Source organism: Pseudomonas sp. (assembly GCF_030147005.1).
GTDB lineage: Bacteria > Pseudomonadota > Gammaproteobacteria > Pseudomonadales > Pseudomonadaceae > Aquipseudomonas.
Window position 1 is genome coordinate 1 of record NZ_JASLAW010000052.1, and the last position, 11135, is coordinate 11135.

Below are 11135 nucleotides of genomic sequence, written 5' to 3' on the forward strand. Positions count from 1 at the left end.
GCTGCAAGGCACCCTGTGTGGGCCTGGTGGAGCCGGCGGAGTACGCCGAGGATGTGCGTCACTCGGTGATGTTCCTCGAGGGGCGCAGCAACGCGCTTACCGATGAGTTGTCCGGCGCGATGGAGCAGGCGGCGAGCACCTTGGATTTCGAGAAGGCAGCCGAATTGCGCGACCAGATATCGTTGCTGCGCCGCGTCCAGGACCAGCAAAGCATGGAAGGCGGCACTGGCGACGTCGACGTGATCGCGGCGTTCGTCAACCCGGGTGGCGCCTGTGTGCACCTGATCAGCGTGCGTGGCGGGCGAGTGCTGGGCAGCAAGAACTTCTTCCCGCAGACCGGTATCGACGAAGACGTCTCTGAGGTGATGGCCGCGTTCCTCGGCCAATACTATGTGAGCAGCCCTGAGCGCGACCTGCCGTCGGAGCTTATCGTCAACGTGGTCCACGAAGACTTCCCGACCTTGATCGAGGCGATCCACGAACTGCGCGGTCGTGAGTTGGACATCAGCCACCGCGTTCGCGGCACCCGTGCCCGCTGGCAGCAACTGGCCGTGACTAACGCCGAACAGGCCCTGGGCGCACGTCTGGCCAATCGACAGCACGTAGCCGCGCGCTTTGAATCCCTGGCCGAGGTGCTTAACCTGGACGAGCCGCCCCAGCGCCTGGAGTGTTACGACATCAGCCACTCCAGCGGCGAAGCCACCGTGGCCTCCTGCGTGGTGTTCGGCCCTGAAGGCCCGATCAAGTCTGACTATCGGCGTTACAATATCGAAGGCGTCACCGCCGGCGATGACTACGCCGCCATGCACCAGGCACTCACGCGGCGCTTCAGCAAGTTGAAGGACGGGGAGGGCAAGTTGCCCGATATTCTGTTGGTGGACGGCGGCAAGGGCCAGTTATCCATGGCCCGCGACGTCCTCAACGAACTGGCCGTGCCCGACCTGATCCTGCTTGGCGTGGCCAAGGGCACCACGCGCAAGGCCGGTTTCGAGACGTTGTACTTGAATGATGCCGCCCATGAGTTCACTTTGAAGGGCGACTCCCCGGCATTGCACCTGATCCAGCAGATTCGCGACGAAGCCCACCGCTTCGCTATTACCGGTCACCGTGCGCGCCGCGGCAAAACCCGCCGAACCTCAACCCTGGAAGGGGTAGCAGGGGTCGGCCCGACGCGGCGTCGAGACTTGCTAAAACATTTTGGTGGCTTGCAGGAGCTCTCCCGTGCCAGCATTGACGAAATAGCCAAAGCACCCGGTATCAGTAAAAAACTCGCTGAATTGATTTATGCCAATCTGCACAGCGAATAGAATGCCTTCTCACCTCGTAGCCAGTTGTGCCGATGAATATCCCTAATCTGATCACCGTTCTACGCGTACTGCTTATTCCGATTTTTATTCTTCTGTTCTATTTGCCGTATGAATGGAGCTATGTCGCATCCAGTTCGGTATTTGCCTTTGCCGCCGCTACCGACTGGCTCGACGGCTATCTGGCGCGCCGCCTGGAGCAAAGCACCCCGTTCGGCGCGTTCCTCGACCCGGTGGCCGACAAACTCATGGTCGCTGTGGCCCTGGTGCTGTTGGTGCAGGAGCACGGCAACCTGTGGCTGACCCTGCCGGCCGCCGTGATCATCGGTCGCGAGATTGTCGTTTCGGCCCTGCGCGAATGGATGGCCGAAATCGGCGCCCGCGCCCACGTCGCCGTGTCGAACATGGGCAAATGGAAAACCGCCGCGCAAATGCTCGCGCTGGTTATCCTGCTGGCCAACCCGTCGGACTTCTCGTTCTGGGTACTCACCGGCTACGCCTTGTTGCTCATCGCTGCGGGCCTGACGCTGTGGTCCATGCTGCAATACCTGCGTGCCGCCTGGCCCCACCTGCGCACCACGGTTGAAAAGAAATAAAACTTTTTTGAATCAAGGGGTTGACGGGTGCTCAAGATTCTATAGAATGCGCACCACCAAGCGGGAATAGCTCAGTTGGTAGAGCACGACCTTGCCAAGGTCGGGGTCGCGAGTTCGAGTCTCGTTTCCCGCTCCATACATCGATCTACAGAGTTCTAAGGAAGTCTGTAAGTCATTGAAAAGAGACGCTTCGGCGTCTTTTTTCGTCCATCAGCATCCATCGAAAGCCACGGGTATCCGGACGTTTTTAGTCCAGAATCTAGTCCATGAAAATGGCGGGCGTCGAAATCGGATTGTTGCAGGAGCCCGACGAGTCATTTGCTGAACATCTAGCCCTGAATTCCACCTTCAGGAGGCTAGAAGCATTGCTCTTTCAGATGCTGCCGTCCGGCAGGCCAAGCCCACCGGCAAAGACTACACCCTCGGCGATATTGACGGCCTTTCCCTGGCGGTGACGGCCTCGGGCGGGCGTTCGTGGTACTTCCGTTACTGCTGGAGCGGCAAGCAAAAGCGCATGTCGTTGGGCACATAGTGGGTCTTCATCGTTCAACTCCCTGTGTCGGTGCTGCCGAGAAACAACTGGCCCTCGCGCTTGCAGCAGCTATACGGGCGCCACAAACCCCAGGCATACGCGCCATCCTCGGCCTGCGGCAACACCTCGCTATTGGGGAACACCGCACAGCTCATCGACAGGTCCGGTTGCAGCCGTTGCCATTTGCCGCTGTCGGCATCGTTCTCGCGCAGTGCGCCGGCCGGCCAATAGCCCGGTTGCGCCTGGGCCAGCAAGGACTGATACAGATGCGGCTGACCGCTGCGGGTGACGACATCGCCGGCGCGCTGGGCGACCACGGCCGCGGCCTTGTGGTCATCCGCCTGCTGTAGGAGACCGCCGCGCGGGTACACGCTGCCCCACAGATCCCCGGCGACACCGACTTCACGCTGACCGGGGGTTAAGGCTTCCGGGTAGGCCATCTCGGGAAGGTTGTAGCGCCAGGCGAGGAAGTCGAAGCTGCTCAGCAGATACGGCCTGTACGCGGTGCCGGCACCGGTGCAGCTGTAGCCGAACTGGCTGGCGAAGCGATTGAACACCAGCGTGCCCGGATGGCCGATCACGTCCGCATTCTTGAACTTGAGTAGTGCGTTTTCGTTGGCCTGATTGCTCGTGCTGTCGCCGCCACCTTGCGAGGCGGGATTGGTCGGGCTCATCAACGCGACTTCGCGCCACGGGTTGTTCCCTGTGTCGGCATAGCTCGACACCACCGCGTCCGGCACATAGTGACGCACCTTCACCGAGGTTTTGACCTTGCAGCCGTAGGGCGTGCAGCGCAGCCAGTAGCACGCGCCGGCAATGCGGTAGGCCAGGCAGTCTGGGGTCAGGCTGGAGCTGGCGAGAGTGGCGCTGTCGATGGCGGTGGCGCTGCCCGCCACGGCTAGCAAGATCAGGCTTACAGCAGCGGGTAAACGGTGTCGACGGTACATGGGGATCAACTACCAGTGGGGAATTCAAGGGGTAGTTGAGCGCGGAATACAGGTCATGGCGCGAGGAAAAGAGGGGCCGTCGCTCCCCCTATTGGGTCTGCCTGGAATCTATTCCGCAGATTCGTACGTCACAAATGGATCTGTCTCGGATTTTGTGAGTTGGCGTAGGTGTAGCGTACTGGACGTTTCAGGCATTTAAGGGAAACAGCATGGGCATTCGTTACGCAAAAATCATCCTGGTTGTGATGTTGGCGGCCTTCGCGGCGCTGGCGGCGTTCAATAATCTCACCGACTACACCTCCAATTTCAACTTCGTCCAGCACGTGCTGAGCATGGATACCACCTTCCCCGGCAACGCCGCCATGTGGCGCGCGCTCAACATGTCGTGGCTATGGCACGCGGCCTACTGGCTGATCATTGCGGGTGAGGCGCTGACGGCCATGTTGTTGGCCGTTGGTGCGTTGCTGTTGTGGCGCGCCCGGCACCGCAGCGGCCAGCAGTTTAATCGTGCCAAAGCCTGCGCCGTCGCGGGCCTCACCGCTGGCCTGCTGGTGTGGTTCTTTGGCTTCATGGTGATCGGTGGCGAGTGGTTTTTGATGTGGCAATCCCAGGAATGGAACGGCCAGAATGCGGCGTTCAAATTCTATGCGGCCATTTTGGGTGTGCTGGTATTTCTCAATCAGCCAGATGCGGATTGCGACTGACGCGCTTCACACCGGCATCTATCCGCATAGCCGGTGCGCGCGATGCCCGCACCGGATATCAGGCTTACTTCGTGCAGGTCAGTCGCGAGTACTTCGGCGGCTCAAGCAGGATGCCCGGAGTCATGAACGTCGAGCAGTTGAACACGCGTCCTTTCGCAGTTGTGGCTTTGAAGGTCAGTTCAGCACCACCCAGGAAGTCCTCCTTGCCCTTGGTTACCGGGCCCATGGTCAGCTCATCCGTGGACGCCAGGCCGATCGTTTCGGCGGTGACTTTGTGTATCTGCAGAACGTTGGGGTTGGTGGCGCAGCCTGCCAGCAGACTGGTCAGTGCAAGCAGTAGGAGGGCGGTTGAGGTCTTGGTCACGGGTGTGGCTCCTTGCGAGTGGTGGCGGCAGAGATCTGCCCTACGGCGGCGGAGTCTAGGAGCGCGTATGTGGGGCCCACAATCACCTGGACGAAATCGAGACCGAGCCCACGGCAAAGTGTTTGTAGGATGACGGAAGTCGGCTACAGCAGGACGTTGGATGTTGACCGATAGGACAAAAAAGGCGCCCGAGTCGGGCGCCTTGAGGTTCAGCGAGTCAAGCAGCGTGCGGGTGCGTCCAAAGCATCAGTTGCACCACGGAACGGGGCGGCTCAGCAGGTCTTTCAAACCGGGATTGTCTTGCACGGGCCGGTCAAGCAGCTCAACGAAGGTCTGGGCTTGTTCGCCGTTGAGCACGGTCTGCTCGGCGACCTGGCAGGCGCTGTCGAGAATGAAATCGGTCAGCGATTTGTTGCTCAGCTTGGCTGCCTGCCGCAGAACGGCGACTTGTCGCGGGGGTATGCGCAGGATGAGCTGAGCGTTGTGGGACGTACTGTGGATCATCGTCGGGATCTCCAGTGGTTGGCATTGCGTCTACATGCCGTAGGGGAATTAAAGCTGACCGGACTCTGCAAATGAATACGGCTCGCCCTCCCCGATGATGAAATGGTCAAGAACCCGGACTTGGATGACGTCCAACAGCTTTTTCAGCTCCTGAGTCAGCACGATGTCGTTGTGACTGGGTTGGGTACTGCCGGACGGATGGTTGTGAACAAAGATCACGGCGGCACTATTGTGCGCCAGGGCGCGCTGTACAACGCCTCGTGGATACACGGTTGCGCTGTCAACGGTGCCTTGAAACAGCGGTTCGAAGGCAAGGACGCGATGCTGGTTGTCGAGGAATAGCATGGAAAACACTTCGTTTTTCTCAGCGGCCAACGCCAGGCGCAGGTAGTGACGTACGCTCTGCGGGTCTTCAAGGCGAGGCCCGCGGTGGAACAGGCGCTGCTCCAGTACGCGGAGGGCTTGGTGGACCAGTTGCTCTTCGTTGGCCGTCAGTGCGGTGGACGGGGTGGCCGGCGCTATCGCGTCGTTGATCATTGGTGGTTTAGCCATGGGGAGTCTCCAGGGAGAAGTGGAAAGCTCCCGCCCGGAGGCAGGGGCTTCCGGGATAGGCACAAGATGGTTGTGTAGTGGGATGGATGCCATACAGGCGGCGGGATCACGCGTTGGACGCGTCGTAGTCTTGAAGATCTCGACTACCTGGGCGGGTCACCGACAAAACCAGGCGACACGACATTCAGAGGTAGGCTTTCACCTCTATCACTGTATTCAGTAGACGGCGGCGCATCGATGGATGCCAGTCGCAATGCGACAGTCGTCGATACGCTTTTTTGCTCGGGTATTTTGGGTGTCCATTTCTATCCATGCACTGAAACCGTCGCCAGCAGGTATAAAGGAGGGTCTAATTTGTGGTCGAACCTACGGAGTAAACATGGATTTTTCTCAGCAAGAATTTGACAGGCGGATGCAGGAGCCAGCTTATTGGTTCAATAAATCAGCGGATATGAGAGCGTCTGCAGGCGCCATCCACTACAGCATTTCGCACAGCGATGCGGTGACCGAGTGGCTTGACTACCCCAAGGGCTATTCAATGTCGGTGGCTTCTCATGATGTCTTTGTGATGTTGTGTGGTTTGTCGATGGAGTTGATTTACAAGGCCATTCTCGTATCAAAGGCGATCAAGTTCGACAAAGTTCACAAGCTGAACCCGCTCAGGAAGCTTGCGGAGGTCGATGTCTCTGAGCTTCAGGAAGGGATTCTTGATCTCTATACGCACGCCATCTACTGGGTAGGTAAATATCCAGTGCCGCTGAAGAGTGAATTCAATACAGATTTCATGAACTTGGTGAACGAACATCTATTTGAGAACGTGCCGGGCATGAGCATCAATCTTAAACGGGGTAACGGTTTGATGAGTTGGGATACCTTCGATACTCTCTGGCGTTCGGCCGAACAGGTATATCGAACTCCGCAGCCCATATGATGAACGGCGTTATTGGTCGGTAGTATTTGTGTGGCACGGCAGCATCCCAATGCGGATTAGTCAGGCTCCGGCAGGTCAACGACCAGCGGTTCGATCCCCCGGTTGCCATCCAACTCGGCCGCTACCTTGAACGCCGCCTCCAGCTCATCGATGCCATGAGCCTGCATCAACTGATGACGCTGATGTTTCTCCTCCGGTTCAGTCATCGCCATAGCCAGGTACAGGCTCGGCGGCACCGCGCGGAACAACACTTCCATCGACTTGGACAGAATCACCCCTTCGGTGAACTTGCCGGCCTCCTTGCGCGCACTGCGCATCAACGCCTTCTGCGCCGGGGTCAGCGCACGAAACCGCGCGATCTTCTCCACCTCATCCGGCGGCATGCTCAGGCAGATCCACCATTCGATCATGTTCAACATCGGTTCGGCGGCCTTGGGCAGATCATCCAGATTTTGCGTGGCCAACCAAAACCAGGCCCCGAGCTTGCGCCACATCTTGGTGATCTTGACCACATAGGGTGCCAGCAACGGATTCTTGGTGATGATGTGCCCTTCGTCAGTGACGTTGATGATCGGCCGACCGAGCATCTGGTCGCGTTCGGCCAGGTTGTTCACTGCGTTGATCAGCGAGATGTAGGCGATCGATAACTGCGCGTTGTATCCCTCGCGGGCGTAGGTGGCTAGATCGACCAGGGTCACGTCGGCCTCGGGCCAGGGCGTGCCGTCGCGGTTGAACAGTTCGCCGTCGCTGCCTTGGCAGAACAGGTCCATGGCATCGGCCATTTCCAGCAGGCGCACGCGCCGGGATTCGGGCAAGGCAAGATCCTGACCCATGGCTCGCAAGGCGTCGCGCACGTCTTCGGTCAGCACCGTGCGTTGCTGGCTGGAGCAGTGACGGGCCGCATCCAGGATGCTCTGGCGAATCAGGCTGCGGTCGGCGCGGGTCAGGCGTTGTTCTTCCTTGTCTTCGCCGCCGGTGATCATCAGCCGGGCGGTGATTTCCAGTTCGCCCAACACATCGCGTTCGTCTTCGTGCGCTGTCTCGCTGTCGTCATCATCCAGCGCATCGGCGTCCAGGGTTTTGACTTGGCTGGGGCTGTCTACCAGCCTGCGGGCATCGGCGAACGGTGCGAGGCTGACTCCAGCGCCGGGCGCGAGTTTGAGTCGATGCACGCTCAAGCCCAGGCGTTGGGCGAAGTCGGCGAACAGGCCGAAGCTGTTGCCGGCTTCGACGATAAACAGCCGCGGTCGGTAGATCGCCGTGACCTGGTTGAGCAGGTTGTTCAAGGTCGCCGACTTGCCCGAGCCGGTCGGGCCGAACAGGAACAGGTGCGCGTTCATCTGCCGATCCAATCGGTTCAGCGGGTCGAAGGTGATCAGCCCGCCGCCACGGTTGAACAAGGTGATGACAGGGTGGCCGGTACCTTCGCTGCGGCCCCAGACCGGTGCGAGGTTGGCCGCATGCTGGGCGAACATCAGTTGGGTGTACCACTGGCGTTTGTCCTGCTCCGGATCGAACACGCACGGTAGCCAGCGCAGGTAGCTGTTGAGCGGCGCCACTTCATCCTCTTCGCGCACTGGCTGCAAGCCGGAATTGAGCAAGGCATTGGCCAGTTGCATGCCGCGTGCGTCCAGTTCCGGCAGGTCACGGCCGCGCAGGTAGAACGCCAGCGATCCGCGATAGAGCTTGTGCGAGCGGCCAATCAAACTGCGCGCCTGTTCGACATCTTCGCGGGTCTGTTGCGAATCCAGGGTGTCGCCCACGGATTTGTGGCTCAGGTGGTTGAGCTGGGCCTCCAGCCGATCCTGCGGGGTGATGAGCAGGGTCAGGCACAAGACGGTGTCTTCCGGCAGTTGGTCGAACACAGCGTTGAGCGCATCGCCGCCCTTGGCGGTCTCACCGGTCAGATGGCCAATGCCGGGTGGGCTGCGCAGCCGGTCCAGGGTAATGACTCGATGCGGTTGTTCGTCGAACCACCACACGCCGTGCTCGGCGTCCGAGCGGGGCTGACGGAAAAACAGGCGCTGGGCGACGTCGGTGCCGCTGGCCAGCTCCAGTTCGTTCGCCTGCGGAGGTGGCGGAAGCGCGGCCAGTCGATAGAAGCGCCGTCGTGCCTCGACGTCCGTGCCCAGCCAGTCGGGGGCGGGGTTGAACCAGCGCAGCAACCAGGCGTGGATTGCGGCAGCCTCCAGGCGGCGGGCGTGGACGCCGGCATTGGCGAGGCCACCGAGCAGGCGTTCACAGACGGCCGTCAACGCTGCTTCCGGGGGCAGGCCGCGTCGTGACGGGGTGCCCACTGTACGCCGGTACACCACCAGCCGCGTGCGGCGGCGTTGGCCGCGCCAGGGTAGATGGCTGACGGTCGTGTCCTCGAACAGCCCGCCGGGTTTGGCCACGGCTTGCAGATGCTGCTGCATGGAACGCCAATAGAATTCGCTGAACGCCGTGCCCTGCGCCCGCAGCTGCATGTAAGTCCGCAGCCCGGCGAGGTACTCGTCCCAATCGGTCTCGTCCTGGGCGTAGAGCTGCACCACCCATGGCTGCTGGTCCAGTTCATCGAAGCTGTCCTGCAAGGCGTTTTCCAGTGCATCGCGCACGGTACACAACCACTCGGCCTCCCGGCCCTCGGTGCCGATGGCGCTCAGTTCGAAAAACGCCGCCACCGATTGACCGTCATCCAGCAGTAGGCTCTGCGAGTCGGGCAGGTACTCAACCCAGGGCAGCAGATCGACAAAAGACAGCGGCGCGGTGTACAGCTGCTGTTCGTCGGCGCGGGTGGCAGGACGGCGAGTAGCGTCACGCCCCGGTGCGGGGATGCCGAGGCCGCGTAGCCGTGCCAGATAGCGTTGCCAGGCATCCCCCGGCCGACGCTGCACGCGTTTCATCAGTAGTCCTCGACCCGCTCGCCGGGCAGGGCGTAGTGCACCCGCTGATACAGCGGGAACACCGTGCTGTAACCGGGCACTGGCACCGACTCGCTGCCGGCCAGATGCGGGAACACATACATCACCAGGTCCGGGTTGGGCAGGCGCTGGAACTGGCGGTAGATTTCGCTTTGCGCGGTGCGGGTGTAGCCGGTCTGATCGACTATCGGCACCGGCGGCTGCAAGGGGCGGCGTAGCGTCTGGCGGGCGTCCAGCAGGCGGCGCGTCGAAGAGCCGCCGTCGGTCTGCTGGTTCCAGACATCCAGCATCGTGGCATCGCCGTGGGGCAGCAGACGATTGCCGTGCTCCAGTGCGGACTGGTTTTCTTCCCAGTCCTCGGGATCGACATCGCCCCAATCGCCATGGAGATGGCGCAGCAGGTAGGTGAGAGGCTGAAAGGAGATGCTTTCGATCAGGGCTTGAACCCCGGCCGTAGCGACGATCATGCCCGGCGAAAAGCGCGGGGCGGCAGCGCATGCGGTTTCCATGGCGGAATCCTCCATAGCGTACGACGAGGTCACGGCAAGCCGTGACGCCGTCGGATGGATGAACGGAATACGGGTCTAGATGGACTCGGCAATCGCCGGCGCGTCTGCGGCCGGTGTTGCTTCGGCATCGTCGGCTTCAGCCTTAGGCCGGGCCTGATAGACCAGCTTCCCATTGACCTTGACCCAACTGACAAACAACAACCGCGCTTTCAGGCTGACGCCGGTTTTGCCGGCCTTCTCGCCACGGCTGTAGCGAAACAGATCGGTCCATAGATCGCCGAGGCGAAAACCCATCAGCACCTTGTGGCCCTGTTCGACGGCCTCGGCGTAACGATTGACCAGTTGCCGGGCCTCGGCGCCGCAGACGGTGACATCGAAGTAGCGGTACTCGGGTGACTCGGTCGGGCCATTGAGGGCGGCGATGGTGCAGGCCAAAAACGCCTTGCCTCGGCTGGGCGTGACCTCGCGGATACGGTTGAGGTAACCCAGGCCTTGGGTGTGCAGATCAAAGTAGGTCGCCTCGCCGGCGACGGCAGATGATTGGGACATGACAGTCTCCTTCGGTTCGGTAGGACATGAACGTGGAGACACCCGGTAGGGACGTGGCCCCACGGGTCGAATGCCAGAGTTGAGCTGGCGGGGAAGAGCGGCATCGACCGTTGCAGCAACGGTGTTCGCACGAGGATGCGACGCGAACGGGTGATCAGCGCCTGGGCGCCGTGGCCTTGAAGATCGGGGCCACCTGGGCATGTTGCCGAGCGGGTCGGCGGAACATGGGCTAACGATCAACTGGCGGCTAAGGCACTGCATGTGTCTTTTGGTCTGTGGGCACAACCCTAAACTCAACGGAAGGTTGGCCGCGTCCCTCTTGTAAGTTGCTCAGTGGTTGGCTGAGACTGGATGATTGTCAACGCTTGACTGAAATGGAGTGGTAGTTATGGCGGGAGCAGAGCCTAAGAGTCTGTACAAGTATCTCGGTTTCAGTGATCGGATGGTGGAGCAGCTCTACCATAGAAAGGTCTACTACGCCGATCCTGGAACATTCAATGATCCATTGGATTGTCGACCAGTCGTGGTGGCTGGTAACCAAACGATTGAGGGGCTGCAGTCACTCTTGAAGCTGATGATCGTTCGCCGAGTCGAGAAGGAAGCATCGGTTTCCTTCAAACGGTTGAGGCTTCGGGGGGAGAAATTGGACATCCATCGCAGAGACTGTCAGAAATTTTGTGTTCGGGCATAACATGTAGCTAGAGGTGCATGTATGCCGACAAAAAAGAAGCCCGCCAATG

11 protein-coding genes, 1 tRNA gene and 1 pseudogene are annotated in these 11135 nt (G+C 60.5%); 6 read left to right on the plus strand and 7 right to left on the minus strand.

All coding sequences use genetic code 11. The annotated features are described in order from the left end of the window. From uvrC to Q1V60_RS04635, 4 genes and pseudogenes are all read left to right on the plus strand, one after another. Positions 1-1307: excinuclease ABC subunit UvrC (gene uvrC / locus Q1V60_RS04620; RefSeq protein ID WP_300627842.1), on the plus strand; the 1307-nt coding region annotated here is incomplete at its 5' end. 32 nt (positions 1308-1339) lie between these two features. Then, positions 1340-1900 carry a CDP-diacylglycerol--glycerol-3-phosphate 3-phosphatidyltransferase gene (gene pgsA / locus Q1V60_RS04625; RefSeq protein WP_034119069.1) on the plus strand — a complete coding sequence of 187 codons (561 nt, stop codon included), beginning with the start codon at positions 1340-1342 and terminating at the stop codon, positions 1898-1900. Between the two features lie 60 nt (positions 1901-1960). After that, positions 1961-2036, plus strand: a tRNA-Gly gene (locus Q1V60_RS04630). A gap of 228 nt (positions 2037-2264) precedes the next feature. Further along, positions 2265-2429: pseudogene (locus Q1V60_RS04635) on the plus strand (Arm DNA-binding domain-containing protein); the annotation flags it as partial. A gap of 17 nt (positions 2430-2446) precedes the next feature. Here Q1V60_RS04635 and Q1V60_RS04640 read toward each other — a convergent pair. Next, complete coding sequence (locus tag Q1V60_RS04640) at positions 2447-3379, minus strand: TIGR03756 family integrating conjugative element protein (RefSeq protein WP_300627854.1); 933 nt, start codon at positions 3377-3379, stop codon at positions 2447-2449. Between the two features lie 209 nt (positions 3380-3588). On the opposite strand from Q1V60_RS04640, the gene Q1V60_RS04645 reads away from it, so the two are divergent. Further along, a complete protein-coding gene (locus Q1V60_RS04645; RefSeq protein WP_300627856.1) occupies positions 3589-4083 on the plus strand; it encodes a DUF2165 domain-containing protein in 495 nt (164 codons plus the stop codon). A 64-nt stretch (positions 4084-4147) separates the two neighbouring features. Here Q1V60_RS04645 and Q1V60_RS04650 read toward each other — a convergent pair whose 3' ends face one another. From Q1V60_RS04650 to radC, 3 genes are all read right to left on the minus strand, one after another. Further along, on the minus strand, positions 4148-4447 hold the full coding sequence (locus Q1V60_RS04650; protein WP_124377292.1) for a hypothetical protein: 300 nt from the start codon (positions 4445-4447) through the stop codon (positions 4148-4150). A gap of 246 nt (positions 4448-4693) precedes the next feature. Further along, the gene (locus Q1V60_RS04655) at positions 4694-4951 is read right to left on the minus strand and encodes a DUF1778 domain-containing protein (protein WP_300627863.1); all 258 of its coding nucleotides are present in this window, start codon (positions 4949-4951) and stop codon (positions 4694-4696) included. Positions 4952-4999: 48 nt separating this feature from the next. Beyond that, a complete protein-coding gene (radC, locus tag Q1V60_RS04660; RefSeq protein WP_300627868.1) occupies positions 5000-5488 on the minus strand; it encodes a DNA repair protein RadC in 489 nt (162 codons plus the stop codon). 394 nt (positions 5489-5882) lie between these two features. Here radC and Q1V60_RS04665 point away from each other — a divergent pair, with 394 nt between their 5' ends. Beyond that, the gene (locus tag Q1V60_RS04665; protein ID WP_300627864.1) at positions 5883-6434 is read left to right on the plus strand and encodes a hypothetical protein; all 552 of its coding nucleotides are present in this window, start codon (positions 5883-5885) and stop codon (positions 6432-6434) included. 56 nt (positions 6435-6490) lie between these two features. Here Q1V60_RS04665 and Q1V60_RS04670 read toward each other — a convergent pair whose 3' ends face one another. From Q1V60_RS04670 to Q1V60_RS04680, 3 genes are all read right to left on the minus strand, one after another. Continuing rightward, on the minus strand, positions 6491-9319 hold the full coding sequence (locus Q1V60_RS04670) for a conjugative transfer ATPase (protein WP_300627865.1): 2829 nt from the start codon (positions 9317-9319) through the stop codon (positions 6491-6493). Continuing rightward, a complete protein-coding gene (locus tag Q1V60_RS24935; protein ID WP_363321054.1) occupies positions 9319-9846 on the minus strand; it encodes a TIGR03751 family conjugal transfer lipoprotein in 528 nt (175 codons plus the stop codon). The genes Q1V60_RS04670 and Q1V60_RS24935 overlap by 1 nt, the downstream gene beginning before the upstream one ends. A gap of 75 nt (positions 9847-9921) precedes the next feature. Continuing rightward, the gene (locus Q1V60_RS04680) at positions 9922-10395 is read right to left on the minus strand and encodes an STY4534 family ICE replication protein (RefSeq protein WP_300627867.1); all 474 of its coding nucleotides are present in this window, start codon (positions 10393-10395) and stop codon (positions 9922-9924) included. Positions 10396-11135: the final 740 nt, after the last annotated feature.

Coding starts and splice junctions, on each gene's coding strand:
- Q1V60_RS24935 (WP_363321054.1), bottom strand. CDS start 9,846: ATGGAAACCGCATGCGCTGCCGCCCCGCGCTTTTCGCCGGGCATGATC.
- radC (WP_300627868.1), bottom strand. CDS start 5,488: ATGATCAACGACGCGATAGCGCCGGCCACCCCGTCCACCGCACTGACG.
- Q1V60_RS04670 (WP_300627865.1), bottom strand. CDS start 9,319: ATGAAACGCGTGCAGCGTCGGCCGGGGGATGCCTGGCAACGCTATCTG.
- Q1V60_RS04640 (WP_300627854.1), bottom strand. CDS start 3,379: ATGTACCGTCGACACCGTTTACCCGCTGCTGTAAGCCTGATCTTGCTA.
- Q1V60_RS04655 (WP_300627863.1), bottom strand. CDS start 4,951: ATGATCCACAGTACGTCCCACAACGCTCAGCTCATCCTGCGCATACCC.
- pgsA (WP_034119069.1), top strand. CDS start 1,340: ATGAATATCCCTAATCTGATCACCGTTCTACGCGTACTGCTTATTCCG.
- Q1V60_RS04645 (WP_300627856.1), top strand. CDS start 3,589: ATGGGCATTCGTTACGCAAAAATCATCCTGGTTGTGATGTTGGCGGCC.
- Q1V60_RS04665 (WP_300627864.1), top strand. CDS start 5,883: ATGGATTTTTCTCAGCAAGAATTTGACAGGCGGATGCAGGAGCCAGCT.
- Q1V60_RS04680 (WP_300627867.1), bottom strand. CDS start 10,395: ATGTCCCAATCATCTGCCGTCGCCGGCGAGGCGACCTACTTTGATCTG.